The organism is Paenibacillus sabuli, assembly GCF_014705605.1.
In the GTDB taxonomy this organism is placed as follows: Bacteria; Bacillota; Bacilli; order Paenibacillales; family Paenibacillaceae; genus Paenibacillus_D; species Paenibacillus_D sabuli.
In genome coordinates this window covers 40,496-62,899 of the sequence record NZ_JACXIZ010000046.1, presented here as the reverse complement: position 1 = coordinate 62,899, position 22,404 = coordinate 40,496, and the positions used below count along the sequence as shown (strand labels likewise).

Sequence of the window (22,404 nt, the reverse complement as noted above, 5' to 3'; positions counted from 1 at the left end):
CGGCCGCGCTCGGCTGGGCGCTCGGCATCGCGGTCAAGCTGGCGGCCGACCGCAGCGCCGGGCACCCGCCCTGGCTCGCGCTGCTGCAGCCGCTGTCGGCGGCGCTCCTGGTCGCGATCGCCGCGGCCTCGTGGCATGGCGCGCGCCGCGGCGGATATCGATGGAAAGGCAGGCGGTACTCATGAAGCAGGTCGTCGTCATCGGCGGCGGACTCGGCGGGCTGAGCGCGGCGATTCGGCTCGCCGCCGCGGGCTGCCGCGTCATGCTGCTGGAGCAGCATGACGCGCTGGGCGGCAAGCTGCAGCGCGTGCAGATGGGCGCCTACCGCTTCGATCGCGGACCGAGCACGATCACGATGATCGCCGCGTTCGAGCGCGTATTTGCGGCCGCCGGCCGCCAGATGGCGGATTACTTGGAGCTGTACCGGCTGACCCCGGCGGCGCGCAACGTATTCGCGGACGGCTCGATGGTCGATCTGTCGGCGGACGCGTCGGCGATGGAGGCGCAGATCGCAGTCTACAGTCCGCAGGACGCGCAGCGCTATCGCGCCTTCATGGCGGAGTCGGAGCGGCTGTACCGCTTGGCGGAGGGGCACTTCCTGCATCGGCTGCTGCTCACGCCCCGGGACAAGGCCGATCCGCGGCTGCTCGGCGCGCTGCTGCGCGTGCGTCCGCTGCTCAGCCTGGACCGGCTGCTGCGCCGCTATTTTCGCCATCCCAATACGCTGGCGATGCTGGGCCGCTACGCCACGTACGTCGGCTCCGATCCGCGCCGGGCTCCGGCCGTGTTCGGCATGCTGCCCCATCTGGAGGCGGCGCTGGGCGTATACGGCGTGCGCGGCGGCACGTATGCGATCGTCGAGGCGTTCCGGCGCCTCGCCGTGGAGCTGGGCGTGACGATCCGCACCGGCGTCCGGGTGACGCGCATCCTGTCCGCGTCCGGCCGCGTCCGCGGCGTACGCACCGCGGAGGGCGAGCATGCGGAGGAGGGGGCGTACGCCGCGGAGGTCGTCGTGGCCGGCGGCGATGTGCTGTCCATCAGCGGCGAGCTGCTGACGGAAGCCGAGCGGCCGCGCCTGCGCGACGCGCGGATTGCGCGCTACGAGCCCTCGTTGTCCGGATTCGTGCTGCTGGCGGGCATTCGCCGCACTTACCCGCAGTTGCTGCACCACACGGTATTTTTCCCGGCGCGCTATGGCAGCGAGTTCGACGATATCTTCAATCACCGCAGGGCGCCGGACGACCCGGCCGTCTATATTTGCCACTCCGGCCATTCCGAGCCGGGCATGGCCCCGGCGGGCGGGAGCAACCTGTTCATCCTCGTCAACGCGCCCTACACGTCGCCGGACTGGAATTGGGCGGAGCGGGCGCCGGCCTATCGCGGGCGCATCCTGCAGCGCCTGAGCGAGCTCGGGGTGGACGGCCTGGCGGACGGCGCCGAGGTCGAGGCGACGTATACGCCGGAGCAGCTGCGCCGGGAGACGTCGGCCTACCGCGGCGCGATCTACGGCATCTCGTCCAATTCGGCCCGCCAGACGTTCGCCCGGCCGTCCAATCGCGGCGATCTGCGCGGGCTGTGGTTCGTCGGCGGCACGACCCATCCGGGCGGCGGCACGCCGCTGGTCGCGCTGTCCGGCCAGCTGGTGGCCGAGGCGATTTTGAAGGAAGGCTGACGAAGGCAAAAGGACTAAGGGGGTACACGAATGACGAGAAAGGAAATAAGGGAGGGCGAGCGCGCCGCGGAGCCGCAGTCGGAGACCGCCCGCCGCAAGGCCGAGCATATCGCGATCTGTCTGGACGAGGAGGTGCAGGGGCTGCGAACGGGCGCGGGCTTCGAGCAGTACCGCTTCCGGCACAACGCCCTGCCCGAGCTGGACTTCGCGGCCATCGATCTGAGCGCGCGCTTCCTCGGCAGGCCGCTGCGGGCGCCGCTGCTCGTCAGCTCGATGACCGGCGGCACGAGCCGCGCGCATCACATCAATCGGCGGCTCGCCGCAGCGGCGCAGCGGCGGGGCTGGGCGATGGGGCTGGGCTCGGTACGGGCGGCGCTGGAATCGCCGGAGCAGGCGGCGACCTTCCGCGTGCGCGATTGCGCGCCGGACGTGCCGCTGCTCGCCAATCTCGGGGCGGTACAGCTCAACTACGGCTACGGTGCCGAGGAATGCCGCCGTGCGGTGGAGCTGACCGAGGCGGACGCGCTCGTGCTCCATCTCAATAGCCTGCAGGAAGTCTTCCAGCCGGGCGGCGACGCGAACTTCGCGGGGCTGCTGGCCAAGATCGAGCGGCTGTGCCGCGAGCTCCCGGTGCCGGTCGGCGTCAAGGAGGTCGGCTGGGGCATCGACGGCCGAGCGGCGCGCCAGTTCGCAGACGCGGGCGTCGCATTCGTCGACGTCGCCGGCGCGGGCGGCACGAGCTGGAGCGAGGTGGAGAAGCACCGCAGCCGCGACGACGTGCGGCGCGCCGCGGCGTCGGCGTTCGCCGACTGGGGCGTGCCGACCACCGTCTGCATCCGAGAGGCGCGGGCGGCCGCGCCGGGCGGCTGCATCATCGGCAGCGGCGGCATCCACACCGGCGTCGACTGCGCCAAGGCGATTGCGCTCGGCGCCGATCTGGCGGGGCTGGGCCGCTCGCTGCTGGCCGCGGCGGTCGACTCGGAGGAGCGGCTCGATGCACTGCTGGCCCGGATCGAACTGGAGCTGCGGGCGGCGATGCTGGGTATCGGCGCGGTCGATCTTGCGGCGCTGCGAGGCACGGACCGGCTCGTCCACGCGGGGAGTTGGAATCGGCCGGACGTTCCAGTATACTAGAACGTAACGAGTAAGGGCCGGACGGATCGGGGGATCGGCGTCCGGGGGGAGGACCAGTTATGCAATTGCGTACCGAGGAGCAGCGCAAGCGCGAGGCAGCCAAGCGCCGGAATTTTTCATTCCGGCTGAACGTGTTTTTCTTTGTCGCGTTTTTCGCGTTTTCGGTGCTGATCGTGCGCTTGGCCGTGCTGCAGTTCGTCGAGGGGCCGGAGATGAAGGAGCGGGAGGCCAGCATCGGCACGCGCTATGTCAAGATTCCGCCGATTCGCGGCAATATTCTCGCCGCAGGGGGCGAGGAGATCGCGTACTCGACTTCTATGCAGTCGCTCTACTACACGCTGGCGTACGATACGAGCACCGAGCAAGCGCAGCAGATGGCGGGCCGGCTCGCCGAGGCGCTCAACGCGAACCGGGAGCCGGACGCGGAGGCGCTCACGGAGGAGCAGATTTTCGATATTATGGACGTCAAGGGCCGGCGCTCGTACGTCTATGAGCCGCGCCGCATCAAGGCCGACCTGAGCGAGCGCGAGATCGCCTACTTCATGGAGCGCCGCGACCTGTACCCCGGCGTGGAGATCGTGGAGGAGAGCATCCGCAATTACAGCGAGGATACGATTGCCGTGCAGTTGATCGGGTATATGCGCGGCTTCAATTCCCTTAATCAGGGCAACAATGCGATCAGGTATTATGTCGATATTGCCGAGGACAACGGCAACCGCGATCCAGCCGATCAATACCTGGACAAGGAGCTGGTCGGCTACGACGGCATCGAGCTGATGTTCCAGGAGGAGCTGCGCGGCCGCAACGGCCTCAAGACGTATCCGGTCGACTACATGAGCCGGATCGTCGGGCCGATGGAGCTGACGCTGCCGGAGAAGGGCAACAACGTCTATCTGACGATCGATCGGGATATCCAGCTCGATACCGAGCAGGCGATCCTCGATCACCTGCACACGATCAACACCTCCTCCGATCCGCAGGAGTACGCCCCCTATGCCAAGACGGGCTACGCCGTGGCGATGGAGGTCAAGACGGGCAATGTGGTGGCGATGGCGAGCATGCCGGATTACGACCCTAATGTCTGGAAGGACGGCGTGTCGCAGGAGCAATACAATTATCTGATGTACTTCACCAACAATGGCACGATCCGCAGCGTTCCGGCGTACTACGAGGACGTCAAGGAAGGCTACAATCACCCGTCGTCGCTCGTGCCGCTCGGCTCCACGCAAAAGCCGCTGTCGGTGCTGCTTGGCCTCAACGAAGGTCTGTTCACGACGACGACGATGTACAATGATATCGGCTTTTTCGAATTCGGCCGCGAGGGCTACGAGACGCGCGTCAACAACGCCAGCAACGCCCGCAATGGTCTGCTCGATCCGTCCCGGGCCATCGCCAAGTCGTCCAATGCGTTCATGTCGGAGATGGTCGGCAACAAGCTCTACATGATGCCGGGCAACGAGGGCCTCGAGCTGTGGGATCGTTACAACAAGGAATTCGGACTTGGCGTGCCGACCGGCAGCGGGCTGCCGAACGAGTCGTCGGGCATCATCAACTATTTCCACGAGGCCGAATCGGGCAGCTCGCAGTCTGCGTTGATCTACGCCTCCTTTGGCCAGCAGGGCCAGTACACGGCGCTGCAATTGGCGCAGTACGCGACGATGCTGGCGAATCGGGGCCAGCGCATCAAGCCGCAGCTCGTCAAGGAGATCCGGACAAGCGACGGCGAGCTGGTGCGGACCTATGAACGCGAAGTATTGAACGAAGTAGACATACCGGACGAATACTGGCGCGAGATCGAGATCGGCATGGATCAGGTGCCGGTGCGGGGCTTCGACGACTTTCCTTATGATTTCCGGCGCAAGACCGGGACGTCGCAGCAGGATGTCGGCAATCGTAAAAAGGTGGAGAACGCCGTATTCATCGCGTACGCGCCGGCCGACGATCCGGTACTGGCGGTGGCGGTCGTCGTGCCCGACGGCGGCTACGGCGGCCGCGGCGCGGCGCCGATCGCCCGGCAGATCTTCGATGCCTACGATGCGTACGTCGGTCTGGACGGTCAGCCGAAGGGCAAGCAACTGTCGCAGGACGGCGAGGAGAATGGCGGGACGGATAATTAAGGCGGGAACGCGGGAATGAAAAAGCCGTACGCAGGGAGACGACCTGCGTACGGCTTTTATCTAAATCATGGAACGTGTTCAGACGCTGGGGGGTGAGAATGCGCTGCTCAGCGCGCGCTCGACCGATTCGAGGACGCGCTCGCCGTTAAATGGCTTCACGATAAAGTCCTTGGCGCCGGCGAGGACCGCATCGACGACCATCCTCTGATTGCCCATCGCCGAGCACATCAGGATCCTGGCTGCGGGGTGGCGGGCGATCAGTTGACGGACCGCTTCAATGCCGTCCATGACGGGCATCGTGATGTCCATCGTGACCAGATCGGGCTGGTGCGTGCCGTACAGCCGGACCGCTTCCTCGCCGTTTGCCCCTTCGCAGGCGACCTCGTGCCCGCCCTTCTCCAATATGCCGCGCAGTGTCATGCGCATGAATGCGGCATCGTCCACGATCATAATCTTCGCCACACTTCGCCCTCCGCTTCGTCCATGTTGCTTTCTGATCAAATTATACAATTTGTATCTAAACAAAATCTGAACATTGGCAAGCCGATACAGCGTTTGCGCAAGCGGCCGCAGTCAGTTGCAATCAGAGCGGAGCTTTGGGCTACGTCCATTTCGCTGCCCAGAGTTTCATATTTTTGATGATGCCGTGCAGGTCCTCGCCCTTGGGCGTCAGCGTGTACTCCACCGTCACCGGAACGGTCGGATAGACGGTGCGTTCGAGCACGCCCTTGTTCTCCAGGTGGCGCAGCGTGCTGGTCAGCGCCCGCGGACTGACCGCCGGGATCGAGCGCTGCAGCTCGCCGAAGCGGCGGGTGCCGCCGAACAGCTCGCGCAGCACGAGAAACGCCCACTTGCCGCCGAGCACGTCCAGTGTTTTTTCGATGTTGCATTCGATGACGAGCGGTGCCTTCGGCACCTGATTGCTGTTGCTCATGCTCTTCCTCCTCCAATCGCACTACTTGCTATCCTTTGTATAGCAGGTATATCAAGTATAATATAGTGAGAAAGATTTCACTACTTCTCATTTGATAGAAACTCTTCTACACTTAACGGGTGGGCGTATCGCACAGTGCCGACAGGCGCATAGCTAAGCGCTTAATTATCGCAACGTAAAAGGAGCTGGGCATCGAATGGAATATCGGAAGCTGGGCAAGACCGGTCTGAAGGTGAGCGAAATCAGTCTGGGCAGTTGGCTCACGTACGGCGGCTACGTCGATCAGGATCCCGCGGCAAAGTCGATTGCGGCGGCCTATGAGGCGGGCGTCAATTTCTTTGATACCGCCAACGTCTACGAACGCGGCGCGGCCGAGCGGGTCATGGGCCAGGCGCTGAAAGCGTATCCGCGCGAAAGCTACGTGCTGGCGACGAAAGTATACGGCGAGATGGGCGACGGGCCCAACGACCGCGGACTCTCGCGCAAGCACGTCACCGAGCAGGCGCATGCCAGCCTGAAGCGGCTGGGGACGGACTATATTGATCTCTACTATTGCCACCGCCACGATCCGTCGACGCCGGTCGAGGAGACGCTGCGCGCGCTCGACGATCTGGTGCGCCAGGGCAAGGTGCTGTATGTCGGCGTCAGCGAGTGGACGGCGGCGCAGATGCAGGAGGCGCTGGCGGTCGCGGATCGCTATCTGCTGGATCGGATCGTCGTCAATCAGCCGATCTACAATATGTTCAACCGCTATATCGAGAAGGAGATCATCCCGTTCGGCGAGCGCAACGGCATCGGTCAGGTCGTCTATTCGCCGCTGGCGCAAGGGCTGCTGACCGGCAAGTACGCCTCGGCGGACGCGATCCCCGAGCACAGCCGGGCGGCCAAGAAGGACGGCATGCGAAAGGGCGTGACGGCGGAGAAGATCGCCAAGGTGCAGCAGCTCGCCGGCATTGCGCAGGAGCTGGATCTGACTGTGGGGCAGCTCGCGCTGGCCTGGATCCTGCGTCAGACCAACGTGTCGAGCGCGCTCGTCGGCGCCAGCCGGCCCCAGCAGGTCGAGGAGAACGTCAAGGCGGCCGGGGTGAAGCTCGCCGCGGATGTGGTGCAGCGAATCGAGGATGTGCTGCAGGGCTAGTATACACAAATTGATACAAAACGAGCCTGCCGCCTAATGCGGCAGGCTCGTTTTGTCGCGCGAAGCGACGTTCAATTGAGCATTGACAGTCCAAAAGACCCGGGTCTATAATATCAGATAAGGTTAATGAACGTTTATTCATAAGGAGATTATGAAGTCATGTCTACCAGAAAAGCGATTATAGATGCCGCTGCTAGATTATTTGCCGAGAAAGGTTACGAAGGTATGACGGTCAAGCTGATTGCAGATGAGGTCGGCATCACGCCTTCTGCTATATACGCCTTTTACAAAAACAAGGAGGATGTATTTTTTCAAGTTTACAAAGAAGTATTGAACAATCATTTGGATATCGCCCAGTCCCACTCCCGGGAGTTTCGAAATCTCTCAACTCAGGCGCAGCTGCACCGGTTGCTTCGCGAGCTTTTTCACTTTCACTTTGAAGACGATTTGCAGCTCAAAATCTTTATGCGGTTGTTGTTGTTCCCGCCGAAGGTGTTTCAAACCAATTTGAAAGAAGCGCTCAATCAATTGGCTGATGTGGAGTGTCAATTATTTGCCGAGCTATTTGAGGAAGGCATGCGCCGAGGCGAAGTGCGGGCAGGAGACAGCGCGATCTATGCCAGAGCGTTGCTATGCATGATGGACGGCTTGTTCTGGCAATTGCAGCGGTGCGTATCTGCGGAGACGTTCTGGGAAGGATTCGAACTGGCGTGGGGGCATTTTTGGGATGGAATCAAGAGGGGAAATTAGGAGGAGGAGAGAATGCTGATGGTATTGATGCTGACAGGTTTGCGCAGGTATGGACGAACTGCCGGAATGATGCTGCTGTTCGGTTTTTTGTGGTTATTATTTTCGGTCATACCGGCGCATGCGGATACGTCTCTGGAAGTAACCAACGTGTATGTGGAGAAGGAGAAGCCGATCGACAATGCGACGCACTTGACCGGGGTGGGGGAAGTTCCGTATTACTATACATATGGCGAAAAAATAGAGCTTATGATTGAATTTAACCAACCTGTCGGCTGTACAAGCGGCAGCATTCCGATGGTTCTGGACAACTATGGTTCTTCCCCTACGCTGAACTTTCAGTACGCCGGAAAAAAAGACGACCAAACCGCTATCTTCACCTTCACGGTGGTGAATAGCGGCGGTGTGGAATTGTACGACGAGGATCTTGAATTCAAGCCTACCGATGGCGGGCCGCTGGCATTTACCCTTACCATCCCCTGTTCTGGCAGCGGCGGCACCAACTATGAAGTCTCTGGACAAACGGATATTTATAACCAGTTGACCGCCTTTATAAGAGGCGAGAACGCCATTGCGATCGATATTACACCTCCCCAATTCGAACGTTTGCAAGCTCAATCAGGTGTATATGGGAGATATAGTACCAGCGGTTATACGCAATCAATTTACTTTCAGGCGCGGTTCGATGAACCGACCATCATGCCGGAAGATGCCGTACTTCAGCTTAATAATGGAGAGGAAGCGATTTTTAGCTCGTACAACGGATACGGCAGTTGGTTTATTTACCGGGTGAAAGAAGGCGATGATGTCGCGCAATTGGAGGTGACGGATTTTGTCGGGACGGTAACCGACTTTGCCGGCAATGCGTGGGGAACAACCTACGACAGTGCGGAACACGGGCTCGCGGCCAGTGGCGTAGCGATTACGCTGGATGCCATCTTTCCCGAAAGCAGCGTGACCTGCGAGTACTGTCATACATACACAAAAAATCCCGAAGAGGAGATTACGGCAACAGATGTCGGATCGGGGTTGGCCAAGGTGCAATATGAATGGGTGGAAGGAACGGGAGGAGGCTCCGGGAATTGGACCGATGTAGGGTTCGCGGGAAATCCGAGTGAAGTGACAGAGGAGGCCTTGCCCCCGTCCGGTAATGTGGATGGCGCGTATTATCTGCACGTGCGCGTTGAGGATCGGGGAGGGAATGCCACCAATGTAAGCCATGGTCCGTATTATTTCGACAATACCCCCCCGGCGATTACGGCCTCCCCGAGCGAGAGTGCGGGTGCGGGCGGAATCCCCGTTACGCTTCGTGCCTCGGATGATGCAGGCGTACAAAGCATGGACTACCGCTGGGACGGGGGAGGATGGCAAAGCGAATCGTCAGACGAGGTCGACACGACAATACCGGCAACTGCGGGTACGCACGTGCTGGAGGTAAGGGCCACGGACCAAATCGGCAATCAGTCCGAGGTGCAGACGTTTGGCGATTACATCGTGGACGATGCTGCACCCGTACCGAATTTTTCCTACACGGCGTCTGACCAGCCGAAGACCTTCCATTCAGTGGATATTACGCTGGAGGGAAATCGGGCGGACGAGCAGGGAACGTTGTATGTCATGTGGACGCATAGCGGGGGCCAACCGGACGAATCAGACGGCGGCTGGGAGAAACGGATCGACGGAAAGTTGCTGCCGGCTTCCTGGACGGAGACGACGCCCGAGGGCGAGAACGGGAATCTGTATCTGCACGTGAAGACCGAGGATAACCTGGGGAATGTCGAGCGGTTCACTGTAGGCAGCGCTGAAGGCGTCTCGTTCCTGGTGGACAACATCGCGCCGGAAGTGGAATTTCAACCCGATGGCAACAATGGCGTATATGCTTCCCGTGCCGAGATAGCTGTCGTGGTGGATGATGCCATCAGTGATGCAGCCCAATGCGACATCGCCTATCTTATTCTGGAGGAAGGGAAGTCCCCCGAAGATTACGGGACAGGCGATTGGCTGACTTCTGCAGACGGAGATCTTGAGCTGAACGGCGTGTCCGGTGTCCTCCGCATCCATGTGAATGTGACGGATGAAGCTGGCAATACGACCGCAGCGACGAGCAAGCCTTTTTCGCTCGATCATTTGCCGCCGCAAGGCGCCGCGCTATTTGCCAATGGACACGGGCATACGAATGAAAAGCAAATTGCAGTTAATTTTACGGCCGCGGACGAAGGCGCCGTGACCGCTATGGAAGTCCGCTACGCGGTGGAAGACGCCGCATGGGGCGACTGGCTGTCCTATGTCCAGACGCCGAGCGCAACGATCGATCTGGACGACGCGGCGGACGCGGAGGGAAAAGTGGACATTCATGTGCAATATCGGGATGAGGCCGGCAACGAAAGCGAGGTGTACACGATTGGGGCGACCTATGATGTGACCCCGCCGACGATTACCGATGCGGCGTTTGATCCTGACGGCTATACGCAAGAGAATGTTACGGTCACCTTATCTTATACGGATAACTTTACGCCGGCCGGGACGCAAGATTTTCAGATTGAAGAGAATGGAACCCGCACTTTGACGGTATATGATCAAGCGGGCAATGCGGCGACCCGGGTCGTGAACGTCGATCATATCGACAGGACGTCTCCCGTCATCCAGTTTGTGACCAATGGCAATAATCACAAGCAACAAGCGGTATCGACAATCGTCCTCGCAACGGACAACGCCTCTGCTCCGACGGCCCTTGCATTAGAATATGCATGGTCGATGCGTGCAGATGCGCTTGATGCGCCGGAAGCCTGGAGCGGGGTGGACGCGGGAGAAGCGGTTGAATTGGAGGCCGCCGATGGCAATTGGTATTTATGGGTCCGGGCCGTCGACGAGGCAGGGAATACGCGAATCGCGGTCAGCAATTCCTTCTGGCTGGATAATACGGTCCCATCGGTCGCGGAAGAATCTTTCTCGCCGGATCAGCGGACGGCGATGCCGGTAATCGCGACGCTCACCTTCTCTGAGCCGGTGTACGTATCGGCGCCGGATGCGCTTGAGACTCCAGTCACGAAGTACGAGTTGACCTTTGCGGAGAACGGAAGTGTCGAGACGCGCTTCGCCGACGAGGCGGGCAATGCATCCGTCTACACGGTGAATGTGGACTGGATCGATACAAGCTTGCCGACAGCGGACGTGTCTCGCTCTACATCTAACTGGACTAATCAGCCGGTGGATGTGACTGTCAGCGTGGCGGGTGAACCTCCGCGCGCTCTGCGCGGCATCCGGGGCCCGGATGATGCCGAGCTGATTCGGATCAAGACAGACGGGGGCGATATTCTCGGTCATCCCTCAGCGGATGCGACGGTAACCGAGGTTGTCTACCGGTTCCATGCGAACGGCACGCTCGATTTCATTGTCGAGGATCTGGAGACGGGGCTTACCAGCAACGGGCAGGCGCAAGTCATGAATATTGATCTGCAGGCTCCGGGCGGGGAAATTCGGTATTCCACGGAATACTGGACGCAGGAAGACGTGACGGTCACCTTGTCGGTGTACGATGACTCGGGGATGGCACCCGTCATATGGAGCGAGGGCGGAGACGAGATCGTCTTTACGGAAAATGGCGAGCATACGTTCCGATTTCGAGATGCGGCTGGCAACGAGACCGAAAGGACGGCGTTTGTCGACTGGATCGTCCGTGCAACGCCTGAACCGACGGTCACATTCACGCCCGCTACGTGGACGTCAGGGCCGGTGACGGCGACCTTGTCTTTTGAACAGGAAACAGCACCGATCGCGATGACGAATCTGGATGAACGTACTTATACGTTTGAACATAACGGCACCTTTACCTTTCGCTATGCGGATGCCGCCGGTAATGTCGGGGACTCCGGGCCGGTGACGGTGGACTGGATCGATCGGGAGGCACCGAAGGGTACGCTGCTTTTCAGCGAAAGAGGCTGGACGAACGAGGATGTGACCGTGAGCCTGCTGCCTTCCGACAATTCAGGAGCGGACGTGATTTTTCTTAATGATGGAGGTTCACAGCACACCTTTACTGAGAACGGGTCATTCACCTTTACGTTCCGGGATGCCGCCGGAAATGAGAATGCGGTCACAGCGGTGGTCGACCGCATTGACAAGACGCCGCCGCAGGCGAGCGTGCGCTACTCAACCATTGAGCCGACGAATGCGCCGGTTAGAGCCACAATTGAGCCGGACGAGGCGGGCGTGCAAGTCGTCAACAATGGCGGGAAGACGACCTATGACTTTGTGGAAAACGGAAATTTTACTTTCATCCTGATGGATCGGGCGGGCAATGTGACGCCCGTCATGGCACAAGTGAACCATATCGTACGGGACGAACCCGACGTGACGGTCACATACAGCACGACCGAGCCGACCGGCGGACGGGTGATCGCCCGGGTAAGCGCCGCAGATCCCAGCCAGACAATCTATGTCACGAATAACTTCAGGCGTCACGAATATGTTTTTACCGAGAACGGCAGCTTCACGTTTTTCGTGCAAGACGAAGCCGGCAATCGGACAACGGTGGAGGCCGTTGTGACGAATATTGATACATCGCTGGCCGAGATCGCGCTGCATTATTCGAAAACGGAGCCGACTCGTGAGAGTGTCACGGTAACGATCGCGAGTGACCGCGAATTGACATTGCGCGAGGCCGACGGCGGGCTGGAGCAGATCTTCACACGCAATGAGACGCGCTGGCTTCAGGCGCAGGATGCGCTTGGCAATGTTTACTGGCTGGAAATCACGGTGGACAACATCGACCGGGAGGCGCCGGAGGTTCGCTATTCGGCAGGCGAGCCGTTGATCATCGTTGAAGGCGAGGCTTTTGATCCGTTCGAAGGTATGCGTATTGTCGATGCGCAAGACGGGGATCTCACGTCGGCGACCACTGTCCGGCATTCGATCGATGTCCACCGTGCCGGGGAGTATGAACTTGCCTTTGAGGCGTTCGATCGGGCGGGGAATGCGCTGCGCTTCACGCGTCCGGCGCAGGTAATCGGACGGGACGCGCTCAGGGGCTACGTGAATGGGGAGTTGCCGCCGAGCGGTACGGCGTTGACGGTGCGAGGCTATGACATTCAGCTGCGGCCGATTGGGGCGCTGGGACACTTGAACGTCAAGTGGGACAGGGGGTTCCGGGCCAAGGGATACTTTAAGTCCAACGGAGAGTGGCTGGACACGGATGCGATCACCGTGACGCAATACGGCTATTATACATTCCTTCTCCAGGATCAGCAGAGGCGCTATCATTTGATTCATGTATACGTGGTGCCGGAATAAGTAACCCCTATGTCTTATTGGCGCTCTGAAATCCTGAAGCGAGGAGATAACGGATGATTAAAAAGCTCATGTTGATGCTGATTAGCGGCGTACTCTTTTTACCAGCCGGCACGCTTGTGCCGGCGGAGGCGCAGCCCGCCTCAGCTTCCGAAATCGAGTACGTCGGCAACGATTATGTAGAGGTGTCGGTGAGTCAGGATACCGGGCGGTTCAGCATTCAGACGAAGCAGGGCCACCCGCTACGCATGGATGACGAGGGCGACCTGCTTTTTTTGGACGAGCAGCCGGATACGTCGTTCACGACGTTCCGGATCGACGGCGCGGATTACACTTTTGGTGCAGATTACGGCTACCTCGGTCTGGATAGCGGATTCTCGGACCGCCCCGCGACGCAGGGGCTGTCCAATCGATCGGTATGGCGGATCGACGGGATGGAAGTGGTCCAGACGATTACGTTGGTTGACGATGTGAAAAATCCGAATATCGGGAATGTCAAGATTGCCTATGAGGTGACGAATACGACCGCTCAATCGGTCTCCGTCGGCAGCCGCATCTTGCTCGATACGATGCTGGGCGCCGAGGATTCGTCGCCGATTGCGCTGTCCGGCAGCGACCAGTACATCCGGACAGAGACCGATCTGAACGGATCGAACGTACCGGCCTACTGGCGGGCGGTCGACGATCCGCTCTCGCCTCAAGTGATGACCTACGGGTTTTTGCGCGGCTGGGATAACCGCATCCCGGATCGAATGGTTGTGGCGCATTGGGAGGGCCTGTCGGCGACGACCTGGGATTACGCTGTACAAGACATTGATTTCACAACGGATCAGAACCGTTACGGCAGCCGCGACAGCGCGGTGGCGCTGTACTGGAACCCGGCCACGCTGCGCGCGGGTCAGACGATGCAATTTGAAACCTATTATGGTCTGGGCAGCTTTTTCACCTCCGAACCGGAGGCGCGTTACGGGGTGCAATTTCTCGCGCCGAAAGAACTGCGCGTAAACGAGGAGCAAGACAGCTATGCACCAGACCACTTTGAGATAATGGTAACGATTGATAATACGAGAGCAGATGCCAGGGTGATTCAAAATGCGGTCGTCGAGCTCGGGTTGCCGCTGGAACTGGAATTAGCCGAAGGGGAAATGCGGGAGAAGCGCATCGATCTGTTGCGAATCGGCGAAGTGACCACGTTGTCGTGGCAAGTGAAGGCGATCCCGCAGCAAACCTACAAAGCAGCGCGGTATTGGGTCGGGGTGAGACAGTCTGGCGGGCGGCAGACGACCCATGCCGATTATGTGATTATGCCGGCGCTCTCCGGCGCCGCGCCGCAGTTGCAACTGCTGGACGTCTTGCCGCGCAAAAAATTCATTGAGGCCGGTGATCGCTGGATTCGCATGAAGGGGCAGGGCTTCTCCGCGCTGGTGAACAACTGGGACGCTGATCTTGCACTGGTCCGCGAGCATGATGGCAGACGCTTCCCGCTTGTCGATTACGAGGTGTTGGACGACGGCCTGATGCAAGCGGAGCTCAATGAGCTGTGGTTGGAGGAGCGCCCCGAGGCGGGCGATTACACGCTGCAACTGGACGCCGGGGAGTACGGCCGCTTCGACAGGCAGATCGAACTGACAATGGATACCGAGTATCAATCGAGAAGCTATGGGTTGCTCGCAATTGTCAAGCGGAGCACGAGCTATGAAATGGTACCGATAGATAAGGAGCAGGCATTGGCGCAGGTGAGCGGCGAGGTATTGCTGACGATCCGCGGCGACATCCGCGAGCTTCGCTCCGGGGGAGCCTCGGTTTTTGAAGCGGCTCCGGGCACGACCATCAATTCGGTTATTCGTTTTGACGGAGACGAGACGGTCAGAGGTCGATTCGGCGGCGATCAATTACTGCGGATCGAGAAAAATGACGGCACCTTGGAAATTCGCGGCACGGGCGTATTGTCAGTCCCGTATTTCCCGTTTGTGTCGGGACCGTTCGCCATCGAGCTGGAGGATGGCAAGCATTACGCGTTGGATGCGAGGGGTGAGCAATCGCCCGTTCGCGTTCAATGGGAACTGGTGGATTACTTGAATGAAGTCGCCACGATGTCGTATTTCCCGGTGACGATCAAAAATGCCGTTGTTGGAGACAAAAGCGTTTCTTTTGGCGGTAGGTTGTCCATGAACTTTGGCGCGTTGCAGGATGACGGAGATGATGATTTCCCGCTCAAGCTGAACATTGACCTGGAAGAGGCTCGTTTCGGCTTGAACGACAATCGGAATTTCGATTTTCTCGGGTTGCGGGCAGAGGGCGAGGTCGGCATGCCCAAGGATTTACTGCCAGGGATGGATTTCGGCGCGGAAGGCCGACTGCTCGTCGATACCCTGGATCAGATCTATGAGCTGGAAGCCGACGTGAACTTTAAAGTCATCGAAACAGGCGGGCTGTTTACGATTCGTTTTCTGAACAATTCGATTCCAATACTCGATAATTTTGAGTTCTATGTAGGCGGCAAGCCGGGTATTCCGTTGATTCCCGGTTATACGGTCGGCTATATCACCAAGGGCGGCGGCGGATTCAACGATCTGTACGATACCCTTGCCGGCAACTTCAATGTGCTGCCTCCCTTGAAGCTGGTCGTGATCGGCGGGATGTCGATCGGGAACATCCTGTTTGCCGATGATATGCGTCTTGAGGCCTCGCTTCGGGGCATCCTTTTCGAATCGTCGATCTCGGTTTTAGAAATTCCGATTTTCGAGAAGGCATACGGGCGGTACCTGATCGAGGACAGCTTGCGGAATTCGGGGATTGAAGCCAAGATCGGCGCGGAGATCTCGGTCTTCGATGTGATCGAAGGGGACGCTTCGGCTACGATCTCTTACAGCTCCGACAATACAGGGATTATGGGGCCGGTGACCATGTCAGGTGGCGGTAATGTCTCCTTGATCGTACCGCGCAATATTCTCTTCGTCGGCGGCAAAAAAATTGCGGACGTAAGAGGATACATCAGCACGGGCGGCGTCTCGGCCACCGCCCGGATAATTAATATTCCGATCAATATGCGATACGATTGGGGCGACAGTCGTCCTAGGCTGGCCTCGCTCAGTTCGATGCCGATGATGGAAGCGGCAGGATTATCGACGGAGCCAATTCTGGAGAACGGGGAATTAGCCGGAACGATGCTGTACGGCAGCAATATCAAGCGGGTGTCCTCCATGGCGAACTGGACGAATCAAGCCAAGGGGCAAGTGATGCTGCTGTCCAGTGCGTTGCCGTCCACGCTGGACATTCCGGTGGGCGAGCAGGATTTTGCGTTGTTCGAATTTGCCTATAGCGGCGAGCGTCCGGACGTGGAGATGACGACTCCGGGAGGTCAGCCGTATGAACTGATTGAGGACGAGAATATGCTGATCCAGCATATATCCGCCGAGGAAAGCAAAAGCGGTCTTGCGGAGCAGTACATCTACGTCTCCGTGACGGATCCTCAGCCGGGCACCTGGAAGGTGGCGACCAGCAAGCCGCTGGACGACGGGCGCCTGCTGGATGTAAAGGAACTCCCCGTGCTCGATCAGCTGACGGTCGAACAGACCGGAAGCCACGTGCTCAAGGTGCAGTGGCACGCCGATCATGTGGACGAGGACATGAATGTGGCGCTGTATCTCAGTGAAGACGGCGATACGGACTCCGGTCAGCTGCTGCTTCATGCGCTGCCGACGTCCGGGTCGACGACGGTGACCCTGCCTGAAACGCTGGCTTCCGGCAATTATTACATCCGTGCGACGGTGGTAGACAAAGACATGCTGGAGGCTGATCGATACAGCGACACTTCGTTCGTAATTGACAATCCGTATGAGCTGCCTGCGCCCGATCAGGTCGTGATCGAACCGGTGGGCAACGGCTTAATCCGGGCGCAATGGGACTTCGATGGAGAAGCGGACGGGTTCGTGCTGCAAGCCTTGGACGCCGATGGCAGGCCGCTGCCGAATATCGGGGCGGTGCAGGTCGAGGGAGGCCGGCGAGAGGCTGGCATCGGCGGCACCTATCATGATCAGGGCACGGGAGAGCAGTTCGGCTTGGTCCCGGGCGATACCTATCGAATGGAGGTCACCGCCTACCAAGAGGTGGATGGCTTGAACGTGTACGGCCGGGCAGCGGTGTCCGCCCCCTTGTACGTACCTGAGCCGGCCCCTGCGAAAGCACAGTTGACCGTTCGAATTGACGGGGTGGAAGCCGGGCGTATGGTGGATGCGCAAGGAGACAGGATCTATGTCGTCCATGAGCCGGCAGTGGATGTGGCGCTTCAAGCCGATCAGACTGTCGAGTCTGAAGTGAGGGTCAACGAGCGGCATGCGGCCGATCGCTCGGGCGACGAGTGGCAGCAGGCTGTCGAATTGACGGAGGGGCTGAATCGGATTGATGTCGTATCCGTCAACGAGCAGGGCGATGTCACAATCTCCGGCGTCCAGGTTCGACTGGATACAGCCGCCCCGGACTTGAAGATCGAATCACCGGGGACCAGCGTACTCTCTTCCGGGGACGAACTCGTGACGGTGAGTGGCATTGCCGAGCCCGGGAGCGTCGTCACGGTGGACGGCGCGACGGTAGAATCCGATTTGGACGGCAGATTTACCGCTGACGTCTCGATTGCCGGCTATCTGAGCCGCTATATAGAGGTGACAGCCGAAGACGCGGCCGGGAATCGCTCCGTCTACGCCTTCCAGGCTGTGAACGACAGTGTGGGATCGTTGCAGTTCGCGGAGCTTCGCGAACGTTCCGCGACCCTTGAAGAGGGCGAAGCCGACGAGGCGCAAGAGGGAGTCGACCTGGTCTTGCAGGTTGGCGAGACGGCGGAGTTGGAGCTGGTGGCAATCGACGATCGCGGGGAAGCCTACGTACTGGATTCGAATTTAGTCAGTTGGGACCTGCTGCTGGGCGAACAATACGGCGAACTGTCCAATGGCAAAATAAGCGTGAATCATCCGGGCAAGTTGGTGGCCCATGCTGCTTATCGCATCGCCGGCGACTACGCGTTGCAGGATGCCTTCGTTGTGCACATCCAACCGGGGGATGGCCAAGGAGAGATCGCGGATTACGAGGACTGGTACGACGAGGATTGGAAGGACAACTACCCCCGGAATCCCGTCGACCTTCCGATCTGGATCCCGACGAGCCCGGACGGGGAACCGGCTGAGGATATGGATGTCATGCTGCGGGAAGCCCTGCGGTCGATCATTGAAGCGGAGCAAGGAACGGTATTTCTCGATTATCTGGCCCTGCAGGATGGCGAAGCGCGCGATATCGCTGTCGGGGACCGCGCGGCATTGAAAGTATTCGCGCAGCGGTGGGATCTGGAAGGGGCAGGTGTCGGAATCGGTACGGTGACGAATGAGGAGCCGTACCTGGCAGGCGAGAGCAGGCGGCTCATCGGCTCGATCTATGAAGTGAAGACGAACAAGCCGGTGCGCTTCGAACAGCCGCCGGAGCTCCTGATCCGCTTCGGTCTCGAGGATGTCGCCGATTACGAGAAGCTTGGTATCTACTGGTACAACGAGCGCAAGCTCCGCTGGGAGTATATTGGAGGCGAGGTGAACCCGCTATATGGCACGGTGGTGGCCGAGCTCCCGCATTTCAGCAAGTACGCATTATTATACGATGAGCAGATGACTCGATTCGCAGATATGCGCGGCCGCTGGTCGACGGATGCCGTGTATCGATTGTCCTCGGTCGGCATCCTGGAGGGCTGGCAGCAATCCGGACGGTGGGTCTTCGCCCCGGGACAATCGATCCGGAGGCAGGAATTCGTGAAGATGATCGTGGGGATGGAAGAGTTGCCGCCGAGCGGGTCAACGGAACTACAGCCAGGATTCGCCGATCGAGACCGTGTCAGCACATGGGCCCTCCCCTATATGATCCGAGCCGTGGATGCGGGATGGGTCGCAGGCTCGGATGCCGGCGAGATGTTGTACCTGAATCCGCTGCAAGAAATTACCCGAGCCGAGGCGGTTGTCATGTTGGCGCGAGTGCTTGATGATGCGGCGCCGCCGTCTGATAGCGGAGCAGGGGCGGTGGCGGCATTCCGCGATGCGCAAGAAATTCCGCCATGGGCGATCGAAGCGGTGGCGATGCTCTCGCGCGAAGGGATCGTCGGCGGTTATCCGGACGGAACCTTCCGACCGGGAGCTATGATTACGCGGGAGGAAGCTGCAGTCCTTCTGCGGAACGTCATGGACTGGACGTATCTGAACGAAGGCTGAGTGACAAGGGCTGGCCCTCAGGTCATAAATAGACCCGAGGGCCAGCCCCTGTCGTCCATGCTAGGCTAACCGCACCGGCTGGCCGCTGCGCACCGAGTCGTAGCCGGCGAGTGCGGCCCTGGCGGCGTGCAGTCCGTCTGCGCCGGTAATCGGCACCGGCCGACCGCTGCGCACGGCGTCGACGAAGGCCCGCACCATCAACTCGTCCATGCCGTCTCCCCAATAGGCGTAAGCGCCCTTGCCGGCCGCATCCGAGTAGACCTCATTGTGCTGGGCGAAGGCGTCGAGCGAGAGCACACCCGCGCTACCTACGATCTCCAGCGTCACGTCGCCCCAGGTCGGGAATGTGCGCGGCCGCGACCAGCTCGTGTCGATGACGCCGCAGGCGCCGTTGTCAAAGGTGACGTGCAGCATTCCGGCGTCATCGATCTCATGCTCCGGCTGGAAGCGATTGGCCGCATACGCGTACACCTCGCGCACGGCGGCACCGGGCATCATCCAGTGCAGCAGGTCAAGCACATGCACCGAGTGATCGAGCAGCGCGCCGCCGCCGGAGCGGGCGCTATCGGCGAACCAGCTCCCGGGGAAGGTGCCGCGATTGGTGCCCTTGAAGGCGAGGATCTCGCCGATCTCGCCGCGCAGAATCGCTTGCCGCGCCTCCTCTGCAGCGGTAAGATAGCGGCAAGGGAACGCCGTCATGAGCTGCACGCCGCCTTCCCGGCAGGCGTCGATCATGCGCGTCATTTCGCCGACCTCGATGCCGAGCGGCTTCTCGCACAGTATGTGCTTGCCGGCCATGGCGGCGTCGATGGTGTGACGAGCGTGGAGCGCATTCTCGGAGCAGATCACGACAGCGTCGATGTCGGTCTGCAGCAGCTCCCGATAATCGGCGTAATACGGGATGCCGGTGCGCGCCAGTACGTCGGCGACTTCGTCCCGGGACGGATGGGCGATGCCGGCGATATCGGCCTGCGGCATGGCGAGCAGCGCCTCCATGTAGGCGTGCGCATGGCCGTGCGCCATGCTGATCATGCCGATCTTTACAGGTGGTGTCATAGGCGTTCTCCTTCCTCGCTTGACAGGTAGACGGCTCGCCCAGTGCGGGCGGATTGGTGCGCCGCCTCGGCTACCCGGAGCGCTTGCAGGGCGTCGGTCGCAGTGACGAGTGGAGCGCCGCCTAGTCGCAGGCAGTCGACGAAGTGCTCCAGCTCCCGGGCGTACGGACTCTTGCGCAGCGGGCTGCGCGGGATCTCCGCCGCTGCCGGGGCCGGAGCTGCGTCGGCAGCGGCGGGTGCAGGGCCTTCCCCCGTTCGAGCGCATGCGTCTGTCCGCTTCGGAGGGGTCTTGCGCATGTGGAGCGCGGCGGAGGCTGCGCTGTCGAGGCGGACGACGCCGCCGTCGCCGGCGAATTCGGCCGCCGTCCGGAAGGAGCCGGGGTAGCCCCAGTGGCTCTCCAGATTGGCGACTGCGCCGCTGGCAAAGACGAGCGTCGCCAGCGCGTAATCGAGGCCCGCGGCTGTCCGGCGCAGGCAGTAGACGGAGCGGACGGGCCCCAGCGTCCAGCGCGCATAGTCGATATCGTGAATCATCAGGTCGGTGATGACGCCCCCGCTCTTCGCCTCCTCGGCGAACCATTGGCGTTCCGGATAGCCGCCGACGCGGCGCAGATGCGCGACGCCCGGCGTGCCGATCCGCCCGCCGTCCACCGCGTGCTTGAGGCCGGCGTAGTCCGGGAAGAACCGCACGACATGGCCGACGAACAGGCGCACGCCGTGCTTGGCGCAGACGGCAAGTGCGGCCTCGGCGTCGGCGACGGTCAGCGCGAGCGGCTTCTCGCAGACGATATGCGCGCCATGGGCGGCGGTCTGCTCGATGTAGGCAAGGTGCAGATGGCTGGGGACGGTCAGGCTGACCAGCTCGGGCGCTTCGGCTGCAAGCAACTGTCCATAATCGGTGTAGGACGGCGCGCCGATTCGCTCGCCGAGCTCGGCCGCGCGGATCGGGTCGACGTCGCATACGCCGACGATCCGGACATGCGTCATGCGCGCGTATGCGGCGGCGTGGATGTGACCCATCCCGCCGCAGCCGACGATTGCGATTTTCATGTTGGACATGCCTCGCTTTCTGTACTGGCGATCTGCTTCTTACGATACAATGGGAGCGGGCGCCCGAGCTATGCCGTGATTTATGCGGTTTTTATGCAAATTTACGATGAAGGGTTGGCGCGCTGCCATGCAAATCTATCAGGAGCCGATTCATCCGCAGGACCGCGAGCTCGGCATCAAGGTGCTGGCGTACACGAGTGCGCCCCGTCCCGCCGAGGCGCAGCCGAGCGCGTGGCGCTGGCATTATCACAAGGAGATCGAGGTCGTGCTCGTCTGCGAGGGCGTCCACGAGATGCATACGGTCCAGCGCGCCTATCGGCTGGAGGCGGGAGACGTGGCGGTGTTCGGCTCGAATCAATTGCACCGCACCGGCCCGCCGGGACCGGACCCGATGCGCTGCATGGTGATTCACTTCGAGCTGCAGCCCTATCTCGATGCGGCGCTGTGGCGGTATGCGCGCCATTATGCGGAGCTGCTCGAGCCGCTGGACAGCGTCAATTATATCTTCGCCGAGCAGCCGGCGGCCCGGGCGGAGGCCGCGGCGCTCGTGGGCCGTCTCTACGACGAGGTGACGCAGAGCAGGCCGGGCTACGAGCTCGCGGTGAGCGCCGCCGTGCACGAGCTGCTGCTGCTCCTGCTGCGCGCGGATACGCGGGGCGTGCTGGCGCCGGCGGGCGCCGGGGACGCGCGGGTGATCCGGCGCACGCTGACGCTCATCGACAGCCGCCTGCCAGGCAAGGTGACGCTGCAGGAGGCGAGCGACGCGGCCGGAATGAGCTACTCGTATTTCTCGGCCTATTTCAAGCAGGCGACCGGCTCGAGCTTTACCGATTTCGTCAATCGGCGGCGCATTCAGGAGGCGGAGCGGCTGCTCGTCTCCGCCGATCTGACGGTGGCGGAGGCGGCGCGCGCGGCGGGCATGGAGAACATGGCCCATTTCTATGCCTTGTTCAAGCGCTACAACGGCGTGACGCCGGGTCAATATTTGCGCCGCTTGGGCAAATAAATCGTTTCGTTCGGCACATTCTG

12 protein-coding genes and 1 pseudogene are annotated in these 22,404 nt (G+C 60.7%); 9 read left to right on the top strand and 4 right to left on the bottom strand.

Annotated elements, in window-relative coordinates; genetic code table 11:
- From IDH44_RS22015 to IDH44_RS22000, 4 genes and pseudogenes are all read left to right on the top strand, one after another.
- Nucleotides 1-185, top strand: a pseudogene (locus tag IDH44_RS22015) (glycosyltransferase); the annotation flags it as partial.
- Complete coding sequence (locus IDH44_RS22010; protein ID WP_223869932.1) at nucleotides 161-1,672, top strand: phytoene desaturase family protein; 1,512 nt, start codon at nucleotides 161-163, stop codon at nucleotides 1,670-1,672. The pseudogene IDH44_RS22015 and the gene IDH44_RS22010, both read left to right, overlap by 25 nt.
- Nucleotides 1,673-1,702: 30 nt before the next feature.
- Nucleotides 1,703-2,806 (top strand): type 2 isopentenyl-diphosphate Delta-isomerase, encoded by a 1,104-nt coding sequence (gene fni / locus IDH44_RS22005; protein ID WP_190920977.1) that lies wholly within the window; start codon nucleotides 1,703-1,705, stop codon nucleotides 2,804-2,806.
- 59 nt (nucleotides 2,807-2,865) lie between these two features.
- Nucleotides 2,866-4,923, top strand: a complete 2,058-nt coding sequence (locus tag IDH44_RS22000; RefSeq protein WP_190920976.1) for a peptidoglycan D,D-transpeptidase FtsI family protein — start codon at nucleotides 2,866-2,868, stop codon at nucleotides 4,921-4,923.
- 78 nt (nucleotides 4,924-5,001) lie between these two features.
- On the opposite strand, the gene IDH44_RS21995 is transcribed toward IDH44_RS22000, so the two are convergent.
- Both IDH44_RS21995 and IDH44_RS21990 read right to left on the bottom strand, forming a co-directional pair.
- Nucleotides 5,002-5,385 carry a response regulator gene (locus IDH44_RS21995; RefSeq protein WP_190920975.1) on the bottom strand — a complete coding sequence of 128 codons (384 nt, stop codon included), beginning with the start codon at nucleotides 5,383-5,385 and terminating at the stop codon, nucleotides 5,002-5,004.
- Nucleotides 5,386-5,524: 139 nt separating this feature from the next.
- A complete protein-coding gene (locus IDH44_RS21990) occupies nucleotides 5,525-5,857 on the bottom strand; it encodes a winged helix-turn-helix transcriptional regulator (protein WP_190920974.1) in 333 nt (110 codons plus the stop codon).
- 196 nt (nucleotides 5,858-6,053) lie between these two features.
- Here IDH44_RS21990 and IDH44_RS21985 point away from each other — a divergent pair, with 196 nt between their 5' ends.
- The 4 genes from IDH44_RS21985 (at nucleotide 6,054) to IDH44_RS21970 (ending at nucleotide 19,270) form a co-directional block, all read left to right on the top strand.
- Complete coding sequence (locus tag IDH44_RS21985; RefSeq protein ID WP_190920973.1) at nucleotides 6,054-6,995, top strand: aldo/keto reductase family protein; 942 nt, start codon at nucleotides 6,054-6,056, stop codon at nucleotides 6,993-6,995.
- A gap of 159 nt (nucleotides 6,996-7,154) precedes the next feature.
- Nucleotides 7,155-7,745 carry a TetR/AcrR family transcriptional regulator gene (locus IDH44_RS21980; protein ID WP_190920972.1) on the top strand — a complete coding sequence of 197 codons (591 nt, stop codon included), beginning with the start codon at nucleotides 7,155-7,157 and terminating at the stop codon, nucleotides 7,743-7,745.
- A gap of 12 nt (nucleotides 7,746-7,757) precedes the next feature.
- Nucleotides 7,758-13,031: an Ig-like domain repeat protein gene (locus tag IDH44_RS21975; protein WP_190920971.1), complete on the top strand. Its 5,274-nt coding sequence runs from the start codon at nucleotides 7,758-7,760 to the stop codon at nucleotides 13,029-13,031.
- 53 nt (nucleotides 13,032-13,084) lie between these two features.
- Nucleotides 13,085-19,270, top strand: a complete 6,186-nt coding sequence (locus IDH44_RS21970) for an S-layer homology domain-containing protein (RefSeq protein WP_190920970.1) — start codon at nucleotides 13,085-13,087, stop codon at nucleotides 19,268-19,270.
- Between the two features lie 60 nt (nucleotides 19,271-19,330).
- Here the strand turns inward: IDH44_RS21970 and IDH44_RS21965 are convergent, their stop codons facing one another.
- Both IDH44_RS21965 and IDH44_RS21960 read right to left on the bottom strand, forming a co-directional pair.
- Nucleotides 19,331-20,326, bottom strand: coding sequence for a Gfo/Idh/MocA family protein (locus tag IDH44_RS21965; RefSeq protein WP_190920969.1), 996 nt, complete (start codon nucleotides 20,324-20,326; stop codon nucleotides 19,331-19,333).
- Complete coding sequence (locus tag IDH44_RS21960; protein ID WP_190920968.1) at nucleotides 20,323-21,375, bottom strand: Gfo/Idh/MocA family protein; 1,053 nt, start codon at nucleotides 21,373-21,375, stop codon at nucleotides 20,323-20,325. The genes IDH44_RS21965 and IDH44_RS21960 overlap by 4 nt, the downstream gene beginning before the upstream one ends.
- A 127-nt stretch (nucleotides 21,376-21,502) precedes the next feature.
- On the opposite strand from IDH44_RS21960, the gene IDH44_RS21955 reads away from it, so the two are divergent.
- Nucleotides 21,503-22,381 (top strand): helix-turn-helix domain-containing protein, encoded by an 879-nt coding sequence (locus IDH44_RS21955; protein ID WP_190920967.1) that lies wholly within the window; start codon nucleotides 21,503-21,505, stop codon nucleotides 22,379-22,381.
- The last annotated feature ends 23 nt before the right edge of the window (nucleotides 22,382-22,404 follow it).

Bases quoted from the DNA above. Each gene is read 5' to 3' on its own strand.
- IDH44_RS22010 (WP_223869932.1), top strand. From the start codon at position 161: ATGGAAAGGCAGGCGGTACTCATGAAGCAGGTCGTCGTCATCGGCGGC.
- fni (WP_190920977.1), top strand. From the start codon at position 1,703: ATGACGAGAAAGGAAATAAGGGAGGGCGAGCGCGCCGCGGAGCCGCAG.
- IDH44_RS22000 (WP_190920976.1), top strand. From the start codon at position 2,866: ATGCAATTGCGTACCGAGGAGCAGCGCAAGCGCGAGGCAGCCAAGCGC.
- IDH44_RS21990 (WP_190920974.1), bottom strand. From the start codon at position 5,857: ATGAGCAACAGCAATCAGGTGCCGAAGGCACCGCTCGTCATCGAATGC.
- IDH44_RS21985 (WP_190920973.1), top strand. From the start codon at position 6,054: ATGGAATATCGGAAGCTGGGCAAGACCGGTCTGAAGGTGAGCGAAATC.
- IDH44_RS21980 (WP_190920972.1), top strand. From the start codon at position 7,155: ATGTCTACCAGAAAAGCGATTATAGATGCCGCTGCTAGATTATTTGCC.
- IDH44_RS21975 (WP_190920971.1), top strand. From the start codon at position 7,758: ATGCTGATGGTATTGATGCTGACAGGTTTGCGCAGGTATGGACGAACT.
- IDH44_RS21970 (WP_190920970.1), top strand. From the start codon at position 13,085: ATGATTAAAAAGCTCATGTTGATGCTGATTAGCGGCGTACTCTTTTTA.
- IDH44_RS21965 (WP_190920969.1), bottom strand. From the start codon at position 20,326: ATGACACCACCTGTAAAGATCGGCATGATCAGCATGGCGCACGGCCAT.
- IDH44_RS21960 (WP_190920968.1), bottom strand. From the start codon at position 21,375: ATGAAAATCGCAATCGTCGGCTGCGGCGGGATGGGTCACATCCACGCC.
- IDH44_RS21955 (WP_190920967.1), top strand. From the start codon at position 21,503: ATGCAAATCTATCAGGAGCCGATTCATCCGCAGGACCGCGAGCTCGGC.